General features: G+C 61.6%; 19 protein-coding genes. 16 read left to right on the top strand and 3 right to left on the bottom strand.

Annotation, left to right across the window (positions count from 1 at the left end; all coding sequences use genetic code 11):
• The first annotated feature begins 5 nt into the window (after window positions 1-5).
• The 12 genes from lpxA to IPI58_06285 all read left to right on the top strand — a co-directional run bounded on the left by lpxA (window position 6) and on the right by IPI58_06285 (window position 10,402).
• Window positions 6-818: an acyl-ACP--UDP-N-acetylglucosamine O-acyltransferase gene (lpxA, locus tag IPI58_06340; GenBank protein ID QQR68466.1), complete on the top strand. Its 813-nt coding sequence runs from the start codon at window positions 6-8 to the stop codon at window positions 816-818.
• Window positions 811-1,647: a UDP-2,3-diacylglucosamine diphosphatase LpxI gene (gene lpxI, locus IPI58_06335; GenBank protein QQR68465.1), complete on the top strand. Its 837-nt coding sequence runs from the start codon at window positions 811-813 to the stop codon at window positions 1,645-1,647. The genes lpxA and lpxI overlap by 8 nt, the downstream gene beginning before the upstream one ends.
• Window positions 1,644-2,819 carry a lipid-A-disaccharide synthase gene (gene lpxB / locus IPI58_06330; protein QQR68464.1) on the top strand — a complete coding sequence of 392 codons (1,176 nt, stop codon included), beginning with the start codon at window positions 1,644-1,646 and terminating at the stop codon, window positions 2,817-2,819. Before lpxI ends, lpxB begins: the two co-directional genes overlap by 4 nt.
• Window positions 2,816-3,949: a glycosyltransferase family 4 protein gene (locus IPI58_06325; protein ID QQR68463.1), complete on the top strand. Its 1,134-nt coding sequence runs from the start codon at window positions 2,816-2,818 to the stop codon at window positions 3,947-3,949. The genes lpxB and IPI58_06325 overlap by 4 nt, the downstream gene beginning before the upstream one ends.
• Window positions 3,946-4,860 carry a glycosyltransferase family 9 protein gene (locus IPI58_06320; protein ID QQR68462.1) on the top strand — a complete coding sequence of 305 codons (915 nt, stop codon included), beginning with the start codon at window positions 3,946-3,948 and terminating at the stop codon, window positions 4,858-4,860. Before IPI58_06325 ends, IPI58_06320 begins: the two co-directional genes overlap by 4 nt.
• 59 nt (window positions 4,861-4,919) lie before the next feature.
• Window positions 4,920-5,507, top strand: coding sequence for a uracil-DNA glycosylase (locus IPI58_06315; GenBank protein QQR70063.1), 588 nt, complete (start codon window positions 4,920-4,922; stop codon window positions 5,505-5,507).
• A 51-nt stretch (window positions 5,508-5,558) separates the two neighbouring features.
• Window positions 5,559-6,344, top strand: a complete 786-nt coding sequence (locus IPI58_06310; protein ID QQR68461.1) for a class I SAM-dependent methyltransferase — start codon at window positions 5,559-5,561, stop codon at window positions 6,342-6,344.
• 7 nt (window positions 6,345-6,351) lie between these two features.
• Entirely contained in the window at window positions 6,352-6,672 is a 321-nt protein-coding gene (locus tag IPI58_06305) for a lipid-A-disaccharide synthase N-terminal domain-containing protein (GenBank protein QQR68460.1), read from the top strand.
• A complete protein-coding gene (locus tag IPI58_06300; GenBank protein QQR68459.1) occupies window positions 6,669-8,378 on the top strand; it encodes a glycosyltransferase family 39 protein in 1,710 nt (569 codons plus the stop codon). The genes IPI58_06305 and IPI58_06300 overlap by 4 nt, the downstream gene beginning before the upstream one ends.
• Entirely contained in the window at window positions 8,375-9,061 is a 687-nt protein-coding gene (locus IPI58_06295; GenBank protein QQR68458.1) for a phosphatase PAP2 family protein, read from the top strand. Before IPI58_06300 ends, IPI58_06295 begins: the two co-directional genes overlap by 4 nt.
• Before the next feature lie 35 nt (window positions 9,062-9,096).
• Complete coding sequence (locus IPI58_06290) at window positions 9,097-9,663, top strand: RDD family protein (protein QQR68457.1); 567 nt, start codon at window positions 9,097-9,099, stop codon at window positions 9,661-9,663.
• A 160-nt stretch (window positions 9,664-9,823) separates the two neighbouring features.
• Window positions 9,824-10,402 carry an RDD family protein gene (locus IPI58_06285; GenBank protein QQR68456.1) on the top strand — a complete coding sequence of 193 codons (579 nt, stop codon included), beginning with the start codon at window positions 9,824-9,826 and terminating at the stop codon, window positions 10,400-10,402.
• Between the two features lie 5 nt (window positions 10,403-10,407).
• Here IPI58_06285 and IPI58_06280 read toward each other — a convergent pair whose 3' ends face one another.
• The 3 genes from IPI58_06280 to IPI58_06270 form a co-directional block, all read right to left on the bottom strand.
• Window positions 10,408-11,622, bottom strand: coding sequence for a hypothetical protein (locus tag IPI58_06280; protein ID QQR68455.1), 1,215 nt, complete (start codon window positions 11,620-11,622; stop codon window positions 10,408-10,410).
• Window positions 11,623-11,744: 122 nt separating this feature from the next.
• Window positions 11,745-12,380 (bottom strand): hypothetical protein, encoded by a 636-nt coding sequence (locus IPI58_06275; protein QQR68454.1) that lies wholly within the window; start codon window positions 12,378-12,380, stop codon window positions 11,745-11,747.
• Between the two features lie 180 nt (window positions 12,381-12,560).
• Window positions 12,561-13,202, bottom strand: coding sequence for a hypothetical protein (locus IPI58_06270; protein ID QQR68453.1), 642 nt, complete (start codon window positions 13,200-13,202; stop codon window positions 12,561-12,563).
• A gap of 226 nt (window positions 13,203-13,428) precedes the next feature.
• On the opposite strand from IPI58_06270, the gene IPI58_06265 reads away from it, so the two are divergent.
• From IPI58_06265 to infB, 4 genes are read left to right on the top strand one after another with little or no spacing between them, the layout of a single operon-like run.
• Window positions 13,429-14,040, top strand: coding sequence for a ribosome maturation factor RimP (locus tag IPI58_06265; GenBank protein ID QQR68452.1), 612 nt, complete (start codon window positions 13,429-13,431; stop codon window positions 14,038-14,040).
• A 2-nt stretch (window positions 14,041-14,042) separates the two neighbouring features.
• Window positions 14,043-15,554 (top strand): transcription termination/antitermination protein NusA, encoded by a 1,512-nt coding sequence (gene nusA, locus IPI58_06260; protein ID QQR68451.1) that lies wholly within the window; start codon window positions 14,043-14,045, stop codon window positions 15,552-15,554.
• Between the two features lie 35 nt (window positions 15,555-15,589).
• Window positions 15,590-16,282 carry a DUF448 domain-containing protein gene (locus tag IPI58_06255; GenBank protein ID QQR68450.1) on the top strand — a complete coding sequence of 231 codons (693 nt, stop codon included), beginning with the start codon at window positions 15,590-15,592 and terminating at the stop codon, window positions 16,280-16,282.
• The gene (gene infB / locus IPI58_06250; protein QQR68449.1) at window positions 16,279-18,957 is read left to right on the top strand and encodes a translation initiation factor IF-2; all 2,679 of its coding nucleotides are present in this window, start codon (window positions 16,279-16,281) and stop codon (window positions 18,955-18,957) included. Before IPI58_06255 ends, infB begins: the two co-directional genes overlap by 4 nt.
• Window positions 18,958-19,112: the final 155 nt, after the last annotated feature.

Raw genomic sequence — 19,112 nt, 5'->3', positions numbered from 1 at the left:
CTCACGTGACACAATCCGCTTCCCTTCATCCCACCGCCGTGGTGGACCCTGCCGCCCGTCTGGGCGAGGGGGTTGAAATCGGTCCCTATTGTTGCGTCGGTCCCCATGCCGAATTGGGCGCGAATGTGCGTTTGATTTCGCATGTCGTGATCCATGGACGCACGCGCATCGGCGAGGGCACGGTGGTTTGGCCGTTCGCTTCGCTGGGCACGCCGCCGCAGGACCTGAAATATCACGGCGAGGAATCTGAGCTTATCATCGGTCCGCGCAACAGCATTCGTGAGCAAGTGACGATGAATCCCGGCACAGAAGGCGGCGGGATGGTCACGCGCATCGGATCGGACGGCCTATTCATGATAGGGGCGCATGTGGCGCATGACTGCCAGGTCGGCGATCATGTGATCATGGCGAATAACGCCAGTATCGCCGGGCATGTATGCGTGGGCGACCATGTCATCCTGGGCGGCCATGCGGGGGTGCGTCAATTCGTGCGCATCGGCGCGCATGCCATGATCGGCGGCATGTCGGGGGTCGAGAACGATGTGATCCCCTTTGGCTTGGTCATGGGGGAACGCGCGGCCCTGGCGGGCCTTAATATCGTGGGGCTAGAACGACGAAATTTCGCGCGCGAGGATATCGCCTTGCTGCGCCGCGCCTATCGCGCGCTCTTCGCGCCCGAAGGCACGATGAACGAAAGGCTGGAGGCGGTGGAACGCGATTTTGCCGATCATCCCTTGGTTGGCCAAGTCGTCGCCTTTATGCGCGAGCGTAGCGGCAATGCTTTGTGCCAGCCTCGGGGTAGCACCAACCATGGTTGACAAAATTCTGGGGATCATCGCAGGCGGCGGCGCCGCGCCGCGCCGTTTGATCCAGGCTTGCGCCCAATATGGCCGTCCTGTCTTCGTGGTGGCCTTGCGCGGCCAGACGGATGACGAGACCGTGGAGGGGGGCGTGCCTTATGCCTGGCACGCACTGGACCGCACCGGCGATATCCGCGACACCTTGCGAAGCAAGGGGGTGGAAGAGATCGTTCTGATCGGCCGCGTGCGCCGCCCGTCCTTGACCGAATTGCGTCCCGACGCCTTTACCTTGGCGCGTCTGGCGCGGGTGGGCTTGGGCGTTTTGGGCGATGACGGCTTGCTTTCGGCGGTGGCGCGTGAGATCGAACGCGAAGGCTTTCGTTTGCTGGGGGCGCATGAGATTCACGGCGATTTGCTGACTCCATCAGGCGTTTTGGGCGCGCATGCGCCGGACGAGACGGCTCTTGCCGATGTGAAGCGCGCCACGGCGGTGGCGCGGGCCTTGGGCCGCCTGGATGTCGGACAATCCGTGGTCGTGCAGCAAGGCTTGGTGCTGGGCGTGGAAGCCATCGAAGGCACCGACGCTTTGCTGGAACGTTGCGCCGGTTTGCGGCGCGACGGACTGGGCGGCGTCTTGGTCAAATTGTGCAAGCCCGAACAGGATCGCCGTTTTGACTTGCCCTCGGCGGGACCGGCCACCATCCAACATGCGGCAAATGCGGGATTGCGCGGCGTGGCGCTCGAGGCCCAAGGCACGTTGCTGCTGGACCGTGGCGAAGCGGTGGCGCTGGCGGATCGGCTGGGCCTGTTTCTGTTGGGACTGGCTCCGCAGGAGATCGACCGATGAGCCAGGAAGGTCCCTTATTCTTTCTGATGGCGGGCGAGGCCTCGGGCGATCTGATCGGCGCGCGCCTGATGGCCGCTCTGACCGAGCAAACCCAGGGAAGCGCTCGATTTGCCGGTGTCGGCGGCGAGCGGATGATGGCCCAGGGTCTAGAGCCTTTGTTTCCGATGCAGGAATTGGCGGTGTTCGGCCTGGTCGAGGTCCTGCGCCATATACCGCGCCTGCTTGGCCGCATTCGCCAAACGGCGCAAGCGGCGCATCAGATGCGTCCGGCGGCGGTGATCGGCATCGACGCCCCGGATTTTTGTTTGCGCGTGGCCAAGCGCCTTAAGGGCCGGGGCATTCCCTTGGTTCATTATGTCGCGCCCAGCGTTTGGGCTTGGCGTCCCGGCCGCGCGCGCAAGGTGGCCAAGATATTGGACCATCTGCTGACCTTGCTGCCTTTCGAGCCGCCATATTTCGAGCGCGAGGGCCTGGCCACGACTTTTGTGGGGCATCCCATCATCGAATCCGACGTGGCGCGGGGCGACGGGGCGCGGTTTCGTCTGGCGCATCATATAACGCCCGAACAACCGGTTTTGGTTGTTTTGCCGGGCAGCCGCGCCGGTGAGATTCGCCGTTTGGCGCCTATCTTTGGCCAGACATTGGATGCGTTGGCGCGACGTTTTCCCGACCTATCGGTGGTCGTGCCCACTTTGCCTTCCGTTGCCGGACTTGTGGCGCACGAGGCCCAATCCTGGCCGGTGCATCCCCTTTTGTTGCTGGGCGATACGGCCAAATACGACGCCTTCGCGGCGGCCGATGTGGCCCTTGCGGCCTCGGGCACGGTGTCGGTGGAATTGGCGATGGCGGGCGTGCCCAGCATCATCGGCTATCGCGTCAATCCCCTCTCGGCCATGATCTTTCGCATGGTGACCAAGATTCGCTATGCAAGCTTGCTGAATTTGATGGAAGACCGCATGGTGATCCCTGAATTCTTGCAGCAATATTGCCGTCCCGATGTGCTGGCCCCGGCGGTGACCCAGCTATTGGAGGACCCCACGGCGCGGCAGCGTCAGCGCGAGGTGGCCGCGCGTTTGCCCGCATGGTTGGGCGCGGGTCCCATGATGCCCAGCGCGCGCGCGGCGCGGACCGTGCTAAGCGTGGCGGGGATCGCGCCAAAGGAAACGACATGAACCGTCCCATGACCGTGCTTCAGGTCCTGCCCGCCTTGAATATCGGCGGAGTCGAACGCACCACTTTCGAGGTGGCCAAGGGCTTGGTGGCGGCGGGACATCGCGCTTTTGTAGCCTCAAAGGGCGGCGCTATGGTCGCCGCGCTTGAATCAAGCGGGGCGCGGCATGTGACCGGACCGTTCCACAGCAAGAATCCTGCGCTTATTCTGGCTAATGCCGCGCGTCTTGTCCGTCTGGTGCGGCGCGAAGGGGTGCAGATCATCCATGCGCGCAGCCGTGCGCCGGCTTGGTCCGCATGGATCGCGGCGCGGGTCACGGGCGCAAGGTTTGTGACCACGTTTCACGCTTCCTATTCTTTTTCAGGCCCGATCAAGCAGTTCTACAATGCGGTGATGGCCAGGGGGGATCGCGTGGTCGCCATCTCGGGCTATGTGGCCGATCATGTGCGCCGCCATTACGACGTGCCCGAATCCGTGTTGCGGCTGATCTCCCCCGGCGTGGATTTGGAATCCTTCGATCCGGCCAAAATATCAATGGAACGCCGCGCGGCCTTGGCCGCAAAATGGAATCTGCATCCGGGTTGGCCCGTGATCTTATTTCCCGGTCGCCTATCGCCCGTCAAGGGCCAGGCCAAGGCGCTTGAGGCTTTGGCCTGCATGAGCGGCGCGGGGGTGCAATTGGTGCTGCTGGGCCCCGATCAAGGGCGCGGCAGTTATCGCCTGGAATTGGAACGCATGGTACAGAATCTGGGTCTGGCCGATCGTGTGCGGATGCCCGGTCCTTGCGCCGACATGCCCACGGCCTATAGCCTGGCCGATGTGGTGGTGTGTCCCAGCCGCGCGCCCGAGGGGCTGGGGCGCGTGTCGATCGAGGCCCAGGCCATGGGCGTGCCGGTGGTCGCCGCCAAGACCGGCGGCCTGCCCGAGACGGTGATTCCCGGCACGACGGGCTGGCTGGTCTCGCCCGATGACGAGGACGCCATCGCCCGCGCGATCGAAGAGGCTTTGTGCATGTCTCCGCCGCGACGCGAATCCTTGGCCGAGGCGGCGCGCGCGCATGTGATGCGCGATTTCGACGAACAACGTATGGTGCGCGATACGCTTTCCCTTTATGCCGAGGTATTGTCATGAGCCGTGAAACCATCTTGGTCATTCGCCTGGGGGCTCTGGGCGATATCGTCATGGCGGCCCAGGCTTTCCAAGATATTCGCCGCCATCATGCGGATGCCCATATCGTGCTGCTGACGCGCCGCCCCTTTGCCGGATTCGCGCGGACCATGCCTTGGTTCGATGATGTGATGGTCGATCCCTATCCGCGCTGGTCGCCGATGAAATGGCTGAAACTGCGCCGCATGTTGCGCGCTTTGGCTCCCGATCGCGTCTATGATTTGCAGGCTAAGGCCCGCACACAGCGTTACGCCAATCTGTTGCCTGCCCATCCCCGTCCCTTCTGGTCGCGCCCGGTCAAGGACGCCACCGCGCTGCATGTGCGCGATATTTGGGCAAGGCAATTGCGCGCGGCGGGCGTGGCCGCGTCCGAGGCGGTGGATTGGGATTGGTGCCAGGCAAGCTTGAACGAGTTTCCCTTGCCGCAGGATTATGTGGTGCTGATCCCCGGCTGTTCGGCGCATCTGACGCGCAAACGCTGGCCGTCGCGGTGTTATGCGGCCCTGGCGCGGCGTTTGTTCGAAGGGCGCGGCTGGACATCGGTTCTGGTGGGCACCAATGCCGATCAAGAGGCGGTGCAAGGCATCATCAAATTGATCCCCTCCGCCCTTGATATCTGTGGCCGCACCAGTTTGGCGCAATTGGCCGAATTGGCACGTGGCGCGCGCGCGGTGATCGGCAACGACACCGGCCCCGCGCATTTGGCCGCCGCCATCGGCGCGCCCAGCCTGTTGCTGTTGTCGGGACATACCGACCCCGCCCGTTCGGCTCCGCGCGGCGCGGGTGCCGCCTGGCTCAAACGCGAACATCTGACGGCCTTGTCGGTGGACGAGGTGGAACAGGCCGTGCGCGCCCTGACGGCGGAGAAGGCGTGATGCCGCCCCGCCCTCGCCGTGCGCCGCCCGCGCAGGCCAGCTTGTGGAAAAGTTTGGATATGAACGATCTGCCCTTCGTGCCCGATGCTCTGCCCAAGCCCCCCTTTAGCGGCCTGGCCCTGGTGGGCGAAGCGCCCGGTGCCGACGAAGTGCGTCAGGGGCGGCCCTTTGTCGGACGCAGCGGCCAATTACTAGATCGCGCCTTGGCCGAATGCGGCATCGATAGATCCCATTGCCTGGTGGCGAATGTGTTTCGCTATCGCCCGCCCGACAACAAGATCGGTCATTTCTTCACCTCGCGCCGCCGCGCCAAGGATGAAGGCCTGGCCGTGGCCGAATCCTGGGGGGCGCTGGGCAGCTCCTGGTGCCTTGACGCCTTCGCGCCCGAGCTGGAACGTCTGCGCGACACCCTAACCGGCTTGCGTCCGCGCGTGGTGGTCAGCCTGGGCCGCACGCCGCTATGGGCGTTATCGGGCAATGGCGAGGATATCGGCGGCCGTCGCGGCCAGCCCCAGCCCTGCCGCATGGGATCGGACATCACGTTAATCGCGACCTATCACCCCAGTTACGCCTTGCGCGGCGTTCCCGGAGCCTATGAGGCCATCGCCGCCGACATCGCCAGCGCGTGGCGTCTGGCGCAGGGGTAATCCTACAAGAATCCGTCGCGCGGCGCGCGGCTCTGGGGTAAGGTCGGTGCCATGTCAGCCCCATTCCCCCATCCCTCTGATGAAGACGACGCCCATTGGTTCGGCTTTGATCGTCTTGCGCCTCAGGCCAAGGATGCCGGGGTGCAGCGGGTGTTCTCGTCCGTTGCGGACAGTTATGACCGCATGAATGATCTGATGTCGCTGGGGCTGCATCGTCTGTGGAAGGATCGCCTGATCGGGGCCATTGCGCCGCGCTCTCACGAGGTTCTTGTGGATGTAGCGGGCGGCACCGGCGACGTGGCCGAGCGTTTCGTTCAAGCGGGCGGCGGGCGTGCCGTGTTGGTGGACCGCAACGCCGCCATGGTGGCCGCCGGACGTGACCGCGCCTTGGATCGCGGCCATATGCGGGGCGTGACGCGCTTGGTGGGCGACGCCGAATGCTTGCCCGTGGCCGATGGCGCGGCGGATGTGGTGACCATCGCCTTTGGCTTGCGTAATGTGACGCGGCGCGTTCAGGCTTTGGCGCAGATGCGCCGCGTGCTGCGGCCCGGCGGACGCTTTTTCTGCCTGGAATTTGGGCCGGATGTCACGCCCGGATGGTTCCGGCGCGCCTATGACATGTGGTCCTTTGGTGCCATGCCGATGCTGGGCGCGCTGGTGGCCGGGGATCGGCCGGCCTATGAATATTTGGCGCAAAGCATCCGCACCTTTCCCGGCGCGCAAGCCCTGGCCCAAGAGATGGGAAAGGCGGGTTTTGAGCATGTATCCTGGCAAAGCTGGTTGGGCGGGATTGTCGTGCTGCATCGGGGCCAGGCCCCGATCCATTTGAAGAAATGAGCCGGATATGATGGAGCAGATCGCCGCCTATATCGCGCGACACGCCACCTGGTGGGTGGCGGTGGGGTTTTTAGGACAGGCCTTGTTCATGATGCGCTTTGTGGTGCAATGGATCGCCAGCGAACGCGCCCGGCGCAGCGTGATTCCGCATGTCTTTTGGTATTTCAGCCTGGGCGGTGGAGCGGTGCTGTTGGCCTATGCCATCCATCGTCAGGATCCGGTGTTCATCGCAGGGCAAGGTCTGGGCCTTGTGATCTATATGCGCAATCTGGCGCTGTTACGCCGCGCGCGCATAGATTCGGCCTCGGTGACGGGAGGCTCGCCATGACAATCGCCAAGGCTTGGTATGTGAACGAGTCCGAGGGACTGTCTTGGCGCGGCTGGGCGGCGGTGGTCTTGGTGGCCTTGGCGCTGTTCTTGCCGGGCCTGTCCGCTTTGCCGCCCATCGACCGCGACGAGGCGCGGTTCATGCAAGCCAGCCGCCAGATGATCGAAACCCATCGCTATGACGATATTCGCTTTCTGGACGAGCCTCGCCACAATAAACCGCCCGGCATCTATTGGCTGCAATCGGCTTTTGTGAATGCGGCGGTGGCCACGGGGCTGGCCGGACCCCATCTTGAAGAGACGTGGCCCTACCGTCTGCCCTCGCTGTTGGGGGCCTTGCTGGGCGTGGTCCTGACGGTGTTGCTGGGCGTTCGATTATTCGGCGCGCGTGCCGGCTTTCTGGCGGGGTTGATCTTTGCCGCCTCGGTGCTGCCGATCATGGAGGCGCATCTGGCCAAGACGGATTCCGCCTTACTGGCATGCGTTCTTGCCGCCCAATTGGCCTTGGCGCGGTTGTATCGCGGCGAAAAGGCGTCATGGCCTCTGGCACTGCTCTTCTGGCTGGCCATGGCGGCAGGCGTGGTGATTAAGGGACCGGTGATCGTGATGATCCTGGGCCTGACGCTTTTGGCTTTGGGATTGTCCGAGCGACGCTGGGCTTGGATGCGCGGATTGCGGCCCGTGGTCGGGATAACCCTGTTGGCGGCGTTGACGGTGCCTTGGGTGCTGATGATGCATGCCAACAGCGCGGGCGGATTCTTGAAGTCTTCGATGACCGAAGACTTCCTGGCCAAGCTGACACAGCCTGGCGGTTGGGGCATGGGGGTTCCGGGGTTCCATCTGGCTTTGTCCTGGTTCGTCTTTTGGCCGATGTCCCTGTTGTTGTGGCTTGCGGTGCCGTGGGTGTGGGCGCGTCGGCGCGAGCCTTCCGTGCGTTTTTGCTTGGCGTGGGCCTTGCCCAGCTGGCTGGTTTTCGAGCTGACGGCGACCAAGCTGGCGCATTACACCTTGCCGCTTTATCCGGCCTTGGCCGTTCTGGCTGGCGCGGCGGCGGTGGAAGGATGGCGCTGGGCCAAACCTCGGCTATCCGAAAAAGCCTGGAACGGGGCGGTCTTGGCGTTGTGGGGCGGGGCCAGTTTGACGATCGCGGCGGCCATGGTTTTGGTGACCTATCTGATGCAAGGCCACCAGATGCTGTTGCCCCAGATTTTGACCGGCCTGGTCGCGCTGATGGCCTCCTTGGCCGCCGCGATTCTGGCCATGCGGCAACGCGCCGTGGCGGCGGTGCTGTCCTTGACCTTGGCCAGTTTGGTGATGTGGCCGCTTTGGTTGGGTGTGGCCCTGCCGCGTTTGGACATGCTGTGGGTCGCGCCGCGCGTGGCCGAACTGGTGGCCAGGCAGCCGACATGTCCGGGCAGCATGGTCGTCTCCAGCGGGAAAAGCTTTGCCGAACCCAGCCTGGCCTTTGCCTTGGACGGTCGCGTCCGTATGGCGGATTCGGTGGCTCAGGCGGCGGATATCTTCACGTCTTTCCCCTGCGCCCTGGCCCTTGTTCCTGTCGAGGATGTCGAAGCCTTTCGCCTGGCGACCCAATCGCGGGCGGGCATGATGCCCGAGCAGGTGGGCCAAGTCAGCGGCTTTAATTATGGGCGCGGCAAACCGGTGAGCCTGACATTATGGCGTCGCCCTCACGAGGAAGTGCCATGACAAGCCGTCTTGGCGTTTGGACAGGGTGCGCCGGGATTCTGGCGTTGCTGATTCCGATCAGCATGTTTTGTGTCGATCACCCTTTGGCCCAGGCGGCGCAGGACTTCGCGCACGCCTATCCGGAAATCGAGCGGGGCTTTCGGGTGGTCACGGAACTGGGCGAGTCCAGCTGGTATTTGTGGTCCAGTGGCCTGTCGGGCCTGATCTGCTGGGGTCTGGCCCGCAGCACATATTGGCCGCGCGCGCATGCGCGTTTGATGCAAGGCGCCATCGGTTGCGCGTGGATATTTTCCTGTGTCGCTATTTCGGGCATCCTTACTCAAATCCTGAAACGCCTGATCGGGCGACCGCGCCCCAGCCTGTCGGAGAAGATGGGCCTTGATATGTTCGTCTTCATGCCTTTTGCGGGGTCGGCGCGGTGGCAATCCATGCCCTCGGGACATGCCACCACGGTCTTTGTCCTTCTGCTGGCTTTATTGCCTTTCCTGTCCCGGCCTTGGCGCGGAGCCGGTCTGGCCCTGGCGCTGGTGATCGCCGCCAGCCGCATCATCACGAACGCCCATTATTTGAGCGACCTGTTTGCCGGGGCCTTGGTGGCGGTGGCGACTGTTGGTTTATTAACCCCGCGCTTTGCGCGTCTTTTGCCGCGTCTTGATATGGCGCAAGGCAATCATTCCCGCTAAGATCGAGCCTATCCAACCGAAAGGGCCTTTCCGCTATGACCGTGATCACGCCTCAGCCTGCCGCCTCACCCATTCCAACCTCTTATGCCGGGTTTTGGTGGCGCGCTTTGGCGATTTTTTTGGACGCTTTCTTGCTCAATATCGCCTTTGGCGTTTTGAAATGGCCGTTGGGCGCCGTGATCGCGCTTGGGCCGATCCCGCTCGCTCATGGCGATGTGGTGACGGCCTTGCCGGCGATGGCGGGAATGAGCGTGGGTTTGATGGCCCTTAGCGTGCTGGGCACCGTGGTCTATTGGCTGTATTTCGCCTGGTTCGAAAGCTCGCATTTCCAAGCCACGCCGGGGAAAATGATCTGCCGCTTGATCGTGACGGATGAAAACGGGCATCGCATCTCGTTTGGTCGCGCCACCGGACGACATTTCGCCAAGATTCTCTCGGGCATTATTTTGTGCATCGGCTATCTGATGGTCTTTTGGACGCAGCGCCGACAGGGCCTACACGACATGCTGGCCTCGACCTTGGTTCTGCGTCGTCAGTTGCCGCCGATCTATGGCAGGACGGGTTCTGTCCCTCCCACGCTGGACCAACCCCCCCGAGTTTAACCGCCCTATTTCCTGCGAAAGATGGCACTGGCCACTTGGACCGTGGTGGTCGTTGGTTTATTAACGCAGCGTTTTGCGCGTTTTTTGCCGCATCTTAGAATTGCGCAAGGTAATCATTCCTGTTAAAAGATGACCCTATCAACCAGAAAGGCGTTCCATTATGTCGGTAATCCTACCCCAACCTGCCACCTCACCTATTCCAACCGCTTATGCCGGTATTCCAACTTCTTATGCCGGGTTCTGGTGGCGCGTGTTGGCTAGTTTCTTGGATATCACGTTCATCTATATCGCATTCATCGTGGTAGGGTTTGTCATGGGGATTGTCGTAGGACTTACGGATCCCTCTTCGCTTAAAAAACTGGTGGATGAGCCTGCTGTGTTGGGGCTGGTGTTTTTGGCATCCGTCTTTATCTCCACAATACTCATTTGGCTATTGTGTGCAGGCTTTGAATCTTCAAAATACCAGGCGACACCGGGCAAGATGGTCTGCCGCTTGATCGTGACGGATAAAAACGGGAATCGTATCTCGTTTGGTCGCGCCACCGGACGACATTTCGCCAAGGCCTTATCGAACATCACCTTGTGCATCGGCTATCTGATGGTTTGTTGGACCAAGCGTAAGCAGGGACTGCACGACATCCTGGCTTCAACCTTGGTGCTGCGTCGCCAGTTGCCGCCGACTTATAACCTGGCCGGCACGGTCCCCTTACCTAAGCTGGATCAGAAGACACGGGGTTAACCGCCCTATTTCCTGCGAAAGATGGCGCTGGCCGCTTGGGCCGGGTCGGTCACACGATGGGCTTGGCGGGCGTCGATGCGCGCTTGTTCGACCAGCTGGGTCAAAAGATCGCGCAACAGCAAGCGGGGCTGGGCCTGTTCCCACAAATAATAGGCCAAGGAACCGGGGCAGATATTGACCTCATTGGCCCATAGCTCGCCTGTGCCGGCATGGCCGATAAAGTCGATGCGGATGGTGCCGCGCGCCTCTAATCCTTCGAAGATGCGACCGGCCCATATGCGCAAAGTTTGCGCTTGATCTTCGGGCAGAGCTTTGGGATGGAATTCCCGCGTGGCCGAGGCCATGCCCATATCCATCGGCGCGGCCAATTTGCTGTCCAAATCGCCGCCCGAGAGATATTTATCCTTAAAGTCCAGCACCTCGGAGGCGCGCAAGGGGCGTTCGATGGCCGAATAAAGGATCTGTCCATCGGAGCCTCGCATCACGGCCAGATTGTATTCCACCAAATCCTCGACAAAGGGTTCGATCAGGGCCGCCGTGTCCAGACGGAACACCTGTTGCAGCCCTGCCAGGGCTTGTTGGGCGTTCTGGGCGCGCGTCACGCCGACGCTGCTGCCCAGATTATTGGGCTTGATGCATACCGGATAGGGCACGGACAGGCTTTGCGCCAGTTGGGGCATATCCTGCATGCGCTCGGGCGCGGGGCGCTGGATAAGCTGTCCGGGCAAAGTGGGAACGCCCAGGCCCTTGAAAAGAGTTTTGGCCATCATCTTGTTCAGCGCCACGGCGCATGGCGCGACGGGAGAGCCGATATAAGGGATTCCCGCGCAATCCAACAGGCCTTGAAAGGCCCCGCCTTCGCCCAGATCGCCATGAAAAGCCGGAATGGCCAGGTCGAATTCATAGCGTCGGCCAGCGCCCAGCACATGACGCCTCGTCGATTCCAAACACGGACGCGCCTGCGGCCTGCCCAGGGCAAGACGGACTTCATCAAGCGCGCGACGCATAGCCGCATCGGGCAGATAGTTGCGCCTCTCCCTCAAGGCGTCGCCCATGCGCCACACGCCGTCAAGGCCCCAATAAACCGGAAAGGCGTCATAGCGGGCGGGGTCCAAGCCGTCCAAAATCTGCAATCCCGTCAGGACGCTAACATCATGCTCAACCCCCGGCCCCCCGAAAAAAACGGCCAAAACCAGCTTGTTATCCGTTCGCATCGTCATATGCCTTACCTTACCTTCCATGGGTTTCATGTATCATGATCAAGTATAGTCCGCAGCCAAGCAGATGTAAGTCAGGTGGTTGGTGTGAGGGCATATTCCCGTGGCATTGATGCTGGTGGCGATCATGGGGTTTTGGCTCCGTCAGAGGCTAAAAAGGACTCGCGGACCTTCCCAAGATTCAAGAAAAACCACTGCACAGCGATCAGGGTATGCGAATTCATCAACTCCCCTTCCTCCATGCTCTTTTTTAGCTGCGCGACAGGCACAAGCGATATGTTGATGTCTTCGCTTTCCTCGTGTAGGCCACCATTGATGTGGGCTTTCGAGGCATCTATTTTCCCGCAGAATAAGTGAATGATGCGAGAGCTGAAGCTGATCTCCGGAAAGAAGCACCCAATCTTGATGAGGGCCTGAATGTCGTAATGGGTCTCTTCGATGGCTTCTTTCCGCACGATCTTTTCTAGATCACCATCGTTTGTGTCGATCAAGCCTGCAGGGATCTCCAAAGGAAAGGCAATATTCTGCGCGATAAAGCATCCTGGCCGAAACTGTTGGACGAGAACGACGCCGTCCATGACGGGATCGTACAATAAGACGGCAACCGCGTTTTTCCTCTCGAATACCTCTTTATCCATCAGGAAAGTCTTCTTCCCATCAAAGCTTGGGAATTCGAAGGTGTAATTTGTAATCCGGTTGAACCCAGCATAGACGACCTTACTTCCCACGGTTTTGATATGGTGAGGCTGCGGCGTGGGCATGTGGGGCTTCCTCTGTTTATCTGATGCGCTGTTGGACCAAGCGTAAGCAGGGCCTACACGACATGCTGGCTTTGACCTTGGTGCTGCGTCGCCAGTTGCCGCCGACTTATAACCTGGCCGGTGCGGTCCCCTTGCCTAAGCTGGATCAGTAGACACGGGGTGAACCGCTCCTCTTTCCTCTTAAATATGCCAGCGTACATAGGCGGTAAGAACAAACACGGCAACTAAAACAAGCGGGATGGATACCCAGACAAGCGGCCAGAAATTTCGGTTAACAGGTGGCTCCGGCCAGTTTGTTCGCAGTAACGACAGGGTAACGCGGCCGTTTGGCCCAACTTCAAGATTCCACAACAGTCCGGCTGCCACATAGATCGTCGGTGATAACAGCAAATTCCCGAACCAGCGCGAGGTATATTCGCCATCGCGCCAAAGCAAATAAATGTCGTAGAACCAGCTGCTTGAAAAGAGACAAAGCGCAAAGGCCACAACCATATACCGCTTTGGTCGCCACCCTTTAAGCGTCTGGTAAAACAAGCCCAATACCCAAGGCGCGGTCAGAAATGTAAGCAACGACATTCCACCGCCGCTCATAACATCCCATGTCTCGTCATCGGTAAAACGGCCCGCAAACGTTACAAATAGAAAGGCCGGAATGAAGACCAGCAACTTCCAAGGAATAAAAAGGAACCGTCGGTAGTGACTTAATTCAATGCGGAGATTTGCCCGGTCTTTCACAAGAATACCAACCGCCACCAGACAAAAAACAGCCCAGCAGGCAATGTATGTCATGTATTGCTGAGGAGATAAGATAACCCAGTCCATGAGGCCAATCTTTCCGTCGATAGAAGGTGAGATGACTCCCGAAAACGGGACAGGCATCTGAGAGAGTATTGCCCGCAGCAAAGAGTTGCAACGGGTATGTCATCGGTCTATATATACCCTCAGTGAGATCACCCCATACGGAAAAGCTTGGTTCAAGTTTTTCCGCGTTTCGGAGGTGGGCCTGCGGGCCCGCCTTTTTTGTTGCCGGAGGCGAAAGACTAAGGGCATGGCCCGCGACGATACCGCGCAGCGCCTGGAAAAGATGGCGATCCAAACGGCAGGTCCGATGGGCCTGGCCGTGGTGCGTGTGCGCCTGTTGGGCGGAACGCGGCCCGTGCTGGAAGTGATGGCCGAGCGCAGCGACGGCACGCCCATTTCGATCGGCGAATGCGCCCGTCTCAGCCGTGGTCTGTCGGCGGCCTTGGATGTCGATGATCCGGTGCCGGGGCGCTATGTGCTGGAGGTCGGCTCGCCCGGTCTGGAGCGTCCATTGACCAAGCCACAGGACTACGATCGCTTTGCCGGGCAGCTCGTGGCTATCTCTTTGTATCCGCATCCGCAATGGCCGCGCCGCCTGAAAGGCATTCTGCGCGGACGCGAAGGGCAGGATGTGTTGGTCGATGCCGGCCCTCAAGGCCTGCTTCGCATAGGGTTGGAAGCCATCGAAAAGGCGCATCTGGACCCCGATCTGGGGCCAAAGCCGAAACCGGGTAAGGGACCTTCAAAGAAACCGGCCATCCAGGCCGAGGTTAAAGAACCCGCGCCCAAAAAATCGGCGCCTGGGAAATCAGGACCCAAAAAATCAGGACCTCAAAAGTCAGGACAAGGAGAGCATTGATCATGGATCTGGTTCAAGTGGTGGACGCCGCCGCGCGCGAAAAGGGTATCGACCGCGAGGAAATGTTCCTGGCGATCGAAGAGGCCGTGCAAAAGATCGGCCGCGCCAAATATGGCCATGAGCACGACATTCGCGGCCTGGTGGATCGCAAAACCGGTCTTATTCAGATGCGGCGCTGCCTGCAAGTGGTGGAAGTGGTGGAGAACGACGCCACCCAGATGACCCTGAAAGAAGCCTTGCGCCGCAATCCGGACGCCAAAGTGGGCGATGTCTTTATCGAGGAATTGCCGCCTTTCGAATTTGGCCGCGTTCCCGCGCAAATCGCCAAGCAAGTCATCGTGCAAAAAATCCGCGAGGCCGAACGCGCCCGCCAATACGCCGAATACAAGGATCGCGTCAGCGAGATCGTGAACGGCATCGTCAAGCGCGTGGAGTTTGGCAATGTCACCGTCGATCTGGGACGGGCCGAGGCGGTCTTGCGCCGCGACGAGACCTTGCCGCGTGAGCATTTCAAGCTGAACGACCGCGTGCGCGCCTATATCTACGACGTGCGCAGCGAACAACGCGGGCCTCAAATCTTCCTATCGCGCACCCATCCTCTGTTCATGGCCAAGCTGTTTTCTCAGGAAGTGCCGGAAATCTATGACGGCATCATCGAGATCAAGGCCGTGGCTCGCGACCCGGGCAGCCGCGCTAAGATCGCCGTGATTTCCCATGACGGGGGCATCGATCCCGTCGGCGCGTGCGTGGGTATGCGCGGCAGCCGCGTCCAAGCGGTGGTGGGCGAGTTGCAAGGCGAAAAGATCGACATCATCCCCTGGTCCTCGGACCCGGCCACTTTCGTGGTCAATGCCTTGGCCCCCGCCGAGGTCGCCAAGGTGGTGCTGGACGAGGAAAAGAACCGTATGGACGTGGTGGTGCCGGACGAGCAGCTGAGCCTGGCCATCGGCCGACGTGGCCAGAATGTGCGTTTGGCCTCGATGCTGACCGGCTGGGATATCGATATCCTGACCGAGGCCGAAGAGTCCGAACGTCGCCAAGAGGAGTTCCGCATCCGCACGACCTTGTTTATGGAGGCTTTGGGCGTGGACGATGTGATCGCGCATCTGTTGGTCACCGAAGGCTTCACCCGCGTCGAGCAGATCGACCAGACCGTGACCGAGGAATTGGCCGAGATCGAAGGCTTTGACACCGACATCGCCGCCGAGCTGCAAAGCCGCGCCCGCGAATGGCTCAGCCAGCGCGAACAGAAATTGCGCGACCGCTGCGCCGAAATGGGCATGGAGGCCGCCTTGTTGGATATCCCGCATATCTCGCTGGAGATGGCGGCCAAGCTGGGCGAAAAGAACATCCGCAAGCTGGACGATCTGGCCGATCTGGCCGGCGACGAATTGATCGAGGCGCTGGGCGATCTGGCCCCCGATTCCGACACCGCCAACGCCATCATTATGAAGGCGCGCGAACACTGGTTCCCGGGCGAGGCCGCAGACGCGGCCTCGGGACCGACGGCATAACGCCGTTCGGGCCGGAAGATGAGAGGGAACAGACCATGCGGCGCGGCACAGGCCCCGATGCAAGAACGACGGAGGATTCCGTCGCCGAGCGTCGCTGCCTGGTCAGCGGCCAGTTGCAGCCACGCGCGGGTCTGATCCGTTTCGTCTTATCGCCCGAAGGCATCGTCACCGCCGATATCGAGGAAAGTCTGCCCGGTCGCGGGTTCTGGCTGGCGGCCGAGCGCGAGGTGCTGGAACAGGCGGCCAAGCGCAGCCCCTTTGCACGCGCCAGTAAGGGCCAGGCCAAGCCTTTGCCCCCCGATTGGCTGTCTCTTTTAGAGAACCGCTTGCGTCAACGCTGCAAAGACTTGCTGGGTTTGGCGCGCCGCTCCGGCTTGGTGTCTTGCGGATTCGACAAGGCGCAAGAGACCTTACGCAAATCAGTCCGCGCCAAGACGGCTGTGGTCTGGTTGGAAGCGACCGAAGCCAGCCCCGGCGAAAGCCGCCGATTGGCGCGCGGCGCGGGGATCTCCGATGAGCCCTGCTCCGTCCTGACAAGCGAGGATATGGCCTCGGCCTTGGGACTGGAACATGCGGTGCATGTGGTCCTGACGGCGCATCGCCTGACCGAGAATCTCCGCAAAGATTTGACGCGCTTACAAGGCGTCTTGGGCGTCACCCCGCGCGGGGCTTCCTTCGCGGGGGAAATCAGTGCTACAAGTACTCCTAACACTACGGACGTGACATGAACGAAACGACACCACAAGAGCCGAAGAAGATTCTCAGCCTCGGCGAGCGTAAAACGCTGGAGCTGAAAAAGGCCCCGGCGGCTGCCGTCGTGCGGCAGAGCTTTTCGCATGGCCGTTCCAATACGGTGAAAGTGGAAGTGCGCCGCGCGCGCAATGAAAAGGTCGCGCCGGAAGCTCCCATAGCCAAGGCTCCCGTCGAAGGTCCCGCAAAGACCAGGGGCGTGGCGACCTCTGCCGCCGCGCGCACCTTGACGCAAGAAGAGCGCGATGCCCGCATCCGCGCCTTGCGCGGCGCTATTTTGGAAGGCGCGGCCCGCGCGCGCAGCAACGCAATCTCGGCCGAGGAGGAACTCTCCCATCTCGAAGCCGCCGCCACGACCGAAGCGGCCAGCAGCACTGCCGAGGAACGGCCCGCCGTCAAGCTTGACGCGCAGACCTTGCGCCAGCGCGAAATGGACGAGCTCAAGCGAATCCAAGACGAATCCAAGCAGGCCGAGGTCGAGCGCCGCAAGCAAGAAGACGTGGTGCGCGCCCGGCAGAATCAAAATACCACCTTGACCACCAGCTCGCGTTCGGGGACGACCAGCGCGGCGACCAGCGAACCGCGCGGCGGTGCCGGGGCGGTTTCGGCCCTGGTGCGGCGCGGCGTGGGCAGCGTGGCCGCCACTTCCGAGGAAGAAGCGCCGCGACGCGGCAGCCGTGGGCCGCGTACCGCCGGACGCGGCGCGACCATGCGCAAGGGCGAAGAACAACGTCAGCGCAATGGCCGCTTGACGGTTTCCAAGGCTTTGGGCGACGAGGGCGAGGTGGAAGGGCGCAGCTTTGCCGCCTTGCGCCGCGCCCGCGAACGCGGCCGTCGGCAATTCGCCGTCTCGGACAGCGCGCGCATCACGCGCGACGTCATTATTCCCGAAGTCATCACCGTGCAGGAATTGGCCAATCGTATGGCCGAACGCGGCAGCGCCGTCATCAAGGTGCTGATGAAGATGGGCGTGATGGCCACCATCACGCAAAGCCTGGACGCGGACACCGCCGAATTGGTGGCCACCGAATTCGGCCATCGTCCCAAGCGCGTTACCGACGCCGATGTGGAGCTGGGCCTATCCGGTCCCGAGGATGTTCAGGTCGATCTGCAGCCGCGCCCGCCCGTGGTGACGGTGATGGGCCATGTGGACCATGGCAAGACCTCGTTGCTCGACGCGATGCGTCAGGCCAATGTCGCCAGCCGCGAGGCCGGGGGCATCACCCAGCATATCGGCGCTTATCAGGTCGTTCTGCCCGCGCGCGAAGGCGCGCCTTCGGGGCGCATCACCTTTATCGACACGCCCGGCCATGCCGCCTTTACCGAAATGCGCGCGCGCGGTGCCAATGTCACGGATGTCGTGGTGTTGGTGGTGGCCGCCGATGACGGCGTCATGCCGCAAACGATCGAGGCCATTCGCCACGCCAAGGCGGCGGGCGTGCCCATGATCGTGGCGATCAACAAATGCGATCTGCCCGGGGCCAATCCCGACCGCGTGCGCCAAGCCCTGCTGCAACACGAAGTGCAGGTCGAGGCCATGGGCGGCGAGATATTGGATTGCGAAGTCTCGGCCAAGACCAAACTGGGCCTTGATAAATTGCTCGAAGCCATCTTGCTGCAGGCCGAAATCCTGCAATTAAAGGCCAATCCCGATCGTCCCGCCGAAGGCACGGTGATCGAGGCCAAACTGGATCGCGGACGCGGCGCGGTGGCCACGGTGCTGGTGCAGCGCGGCACGCTGCGCCAGGGCGATATCGTGGTGGCGGGCAGCGAATGGGGCCGCGTGCGCGCCCTGATCGACGACCACGGCCAGACGACTCCGGCGGCCGGTCCCTCGGCTCCGGTCGAGATCTTGGGCTTGCAGGCCGCTCCCATGGCGGGCGATCCGCTATCGGTGGTCGAATCGGAAAGCCGGGCGCGCGAGATTTGCGAGTTCCGTCAACGCCGCAAGCGGACCGCCGTGTTGTCGGCGTCCACGCGCGGCTCGTTGCAACAGATGCTCGAAGGCCTCAAGGCCGGCACTGCCAAGGAATTGGCCATCGTGGTCAAGGGCGACGTGCAAGGCTCGGTCGAGGCCATCAAGGCCGCCTTGGAAGGTCTGGGCTCCCAGGCCGACCGCGAAGAGGTGCGCGTGCGCGTGCTGGACTCTTCGGTCGGTGCCATCAGCGAGTCGGATGTGACCTTGGCCAACGCCTCGCGCGCCTTGATCATCGGCTTTAACGTCCGCGCCAATCCCCAGGCGCGCGACATGGCGCGGCGCGACGGCATCGAGATCCGCTATTACTCGATCATCTACGAGATCATTGACGATATCCGCGCGGCGCTTGGCAATATGCTGGCTCCCACGGTGCGCGAGCAGATCGTGGGCAATGCCCAGGTTCTTCAGGTGTTCAACATCACCAAGGTCGGCAAGGTGGCCGGGTGTAAGGTCACCGAAGGCGTCATCCGTCGCGGCGCGAAGGTGCGCCTGCTGCGCGATTCCATCGTCGTCTTCGAAGGCGCGCTTAAGACCCTCAAGCGTCAGAAGGACGAAGTGAAGGAAGTGCGCGAAGGCTTTGAATGCGGCATGGCGTTCGAGAACTTCGATGACGTCAAAGAAGGCGATATCATCGAAGCCGTCGAAGTCGAGAAGGTCGCTCGCCAACTGGCTTGATGGCGGCTGTTTCTTCGAGGAAGGGCGGCTTGTTTCGTACGCATGAGTCGCGCGCGGCCCATGTAGGCCTTGACGAAGTGGGGGTACCCTAACGCGCTGCCGCCTTTGCCGAAAAAATACTGCGAATACGGATTCTCACGCCACTAGGCGCATAG

The sequence above is a fragment of the Alphaproteobacteria bacterium genome (assembly GCA_016699305.1).
Classification (GTDB): Bacteria; Pseudomonadota; Alphaproteobacteria.
This window is presented reverse-complemented; position numbering and strand designations above follow the sequence as displayed.

Bases quoted from the DNA above. Each gene is read 5' to 3' on its own strand.
- IPI58_06280 (QQR68455.1), bottom strand. From the start codon at position 11,622: ATGACGATGCGAACGGATAACAAGCTGGTTTTGGCCGTTTTTTTCGGG.
- IPI58_06315 (QQR70063.1), top strand. From the start codon at position 4,920: ATGAACGATCTGCCCTTCGTGCCCGATGCTCTGCCCAAGCCCCCCTTT.
- IPI58_06275 (QQR68454.1), bottom strand. From the start codon at position 12,380: ATGCCCACGCCGCAGCCTCACCATATCAAAACCGTGGGAAGTAAGGTC.
- IPI58_06270 (QQR68453.1), bottom strand. From the start codon at position 13,202: ATGGACTGGGTTATCTTATCTCCTCAGCAATACATGACATACATTGCC.
- IPI58_06285 (QQR68456.1), top strand. From the start codon at position 9,824: ATGTCGGTAATCCTACCCCAACCTGCCACCTCACCTATTCCAACCGCT.
- infB (QQR68449.1), top strand. From the start codon at position 16,279: ATGAACGAAACGACACCACAAGAGCCGAAGAAGATTCTCAGCCTCGGC.
- IPI58_06255 (QQR68450.1), top strand. From the start codon at position 15,590: ATGCGGCGCGGCACAGGCCCCGATGCAAGAACGACGGAGGATTCCGTC.
- IPI58_06325 (QQR68463.1), top strand. From the start codon at position 2,816: ATGAACCGTCCCATGACCGTGCTTCAGGTCCTGCCCGCCTTGAATATC.
- IPI58_06310 (QQR68461.1), top strand. From the start codon at position 5,559: ATGTCAGCCCCATTCCCCCATCCCTCTGATGAAGACGACGCCCATTGG.
- lpxB (QQR68464.1), top strand. From the start codon at position 1,644: ATGAGCCAGGAAGGTCCCTTATTCTTTCTGATGGCGGGCGAGGCCTCG.
- IPI58_06305 (QQR68460.1), top strand. From the start codon at position 6,352: ATGATGGAGCAGATCGCCGCCTATATCGCGCGACACGCCACCTGGTGG.
- IPI58_06320 (QQR68462.1), top strand. From the start codon at position 3,946: ATGAGCCGTGAAACCATCTTGGTCATTCGCCTGGGGGCTCTGGGCGAT.
- IPI58_06265 (QQR68452.1), top strand. From the start codon at position 13,429: ATGGCCCGCGACGATACCGCGCAGCGCCTGGAAAAGATGGCGATCCAA.
- IPI58_06295 (QQR68458.1), top strand. From the start codon at position 8,375: ATGACAAGCCGTCTTGGCGTTTGGACAGGGTGCGCCGGGATTCTGGCG.
- lpxI (QQR68465.1), top strand. From the start codon at position 811: ATGGTTGACAAAATTCTGGGGATCATCGCAGGCGGCGGCGCCGCGCCG.
- IPI58_06290 (QQR68457.1), top strand. From the start codon at position 9,097: ATGACCGTGATCACGCCTCAGCCTGCCGCCTCACCCATTCCAACCTCT.
- nusA (QQR68451.1), top strand. From the start codon at position 14,043: ATGGATCTGGTTCAAGTGGTGGACGCCGCCGCGCGCGAAAAGGGTATC.
- IPI58_06300 (QQR68459.1), top strand. From the start codon at position 6,669: ATGACAATCGCCAAGGCTTGGTATGTGAACGAGTCCGAGGGACTGTCT.